Origin of the sequence: Denitraticella aggregata, assembly GCF_048158365.1 — a bacterium.
Classification (GTDB): Bacteria; Pseudomonadota; Gammaproteobacteria; order Burkholderiales; family Rhodocyclaceae; genus Azoarcus_F.
Map to the genome: position 1 here is coordinate 1 of NZ_JBLLNL010000037.1, position 1,339 is coordinate 1,339.

Consider the following 1,339-nt stretch of genomic DNA (forward strand, 5'->3'; position numbering starts at 1 on the left):
CGGACCTCCGGCCACATCGCTGTGGTGGAGCGTGCAGTCCTCACTCGTTTGAGTTCAGTGAATGCCTATAGAATTTGGCATATGACGAATCCGAAGCCCCGGCAGCTCGATGGCAGCGACGCCTGATCCGGTCAAGGTACGCTGCCTGTGCATCGATATCGAGACAGCTCAAAAGGATCGGACGGTCCTGCGTGAGCTGGGCATCTTCCGACCCGATCTGGATGTCCGTAAGCGCCTTTCGGGAAAGGCGCCCGATCTCGTCGCACGCCTGGACGAGCTGACGGCGGGTGTCGCGCTCGTTCTTGGGCATAACGTCATTGGCCACCTGCGACGTGGAGCTGCCTACCCGGTCCTGTCATTCGCCGTGTCGGTCGTGCAATGTCTGGCTTCGAAGTCCGGCAGACAACCGATCAGCGTGCTCAGTTTCTCGGATTCCGCGATCCCAGGGCGGTTAACAAGGGAAGGAACAGTGTTAGCGGAGAGTCAGGCAGAGTGATGAAACCGTGATGCCCGTAGAAGGCTGCCGCGTGGCGGTCCTTGGCCTCGACCATCAAGGCATACGCGGCAATCTCGGAACGGGTGGCCCGCTCGAGCGCATCGGCCAGCAGCGCACCGCCGAGACCCTGTCCGCTGAATGCCGCATCAACAGCCAGGCGCCCCATGCGGACGGCTGGCACAGTCGGATAGCGTGGAAGCTTTTTGCCGATGCCAGCCGGGAGATCGGCCAGCATCAGGCTTGCCGAAGCGAGGGTGTAGTAGCCTGCGATGCGCTGTCGATCGGCCAGCGCCACGAAGCAGGTCGCCACGCGACGGCGAATGTCTTGGGTGACCTGCTCTCTCAAGTACCGGTCGAGGGGATCGGAACCACTGTGGAACCCAGTACGGTCATGTGCGGCATCAAGCGGCGCGACGAGGAACGGTGCGTTGCTCATTCAGCGCGCAAGAGCTTGCGGCGACGAGCAAAAGCACGCTCCAGGGCCGGGGCTGATTGCGGCGGCGATAGCAACGCCTGCGCAAAGCACTCCTGATCGGCGAGCGAAAGACGGATGACTTCTGCCTCCTCGATGGCACGCTGGGCAGCGTCCTGCACGGCGGCGACCACGAAATCGGTCATGGTTCGCCCCTGAAGTTCAGCGGCGCGCTTGAGCATCGCATGCAGATCGGTGCTGATCCGGGCTTCAAGCCGAGCGGTATTGATAGCTGTGGGCATAACTTGTTTCTCCTGCAAGGTATTATACGGCAAATTGCCGTACAAACTACCCGTACCTATCGCCGAGTTGCTCACGTCAGCGTGTCCGCTTCTGCGCCGAAGCGGCCGATCCGATCGGAAAATAATAGG

At 61.3% G+C, this 1,339-nt stretch carries 2 protein-coding genes; both read right to left on the reverse strand.

Going from position 1 to position 1,339, the window contains the following annotated elements; all coding sequences use genetic code 11:
- Positions 1 to 419: 419 nt before the first annotated feature.
- Positions 420 to 932 carry a GNAT family N-acetyltransferase gene (locus ACKVEX_RS16520; protein ID WP_473216835.1) on the reverse strand — a complete coding sequence of 171 codons (513 nt, stop codon included), beginning with the start codon at positions 930 to 932 and terminating at the stop codon, positions 420 to 422.
- Positions 929 to 1,339: type II toxin-antitoxin system TacA family antitoxin (locus ACKVEX_RS16525; protein ID WP_473216836.1), on the reverse strand; the 411-nt coding region annotated here is incomplete at its 5' end. The genes ACKVEX_RS16520 and ACKVEX_RS16525, both read right to left, overlap by 4 nt.

Excerpts from the sequence above, each read along its gene's own strand:
- ACKVEX_RS16520 (WP_473216835.1), bottom strand. The coding sequence starts at position 932 with ATGAGCAACGCACCGTTCCTCGTCGCGCCGCTTGATGCCGCACATGAC.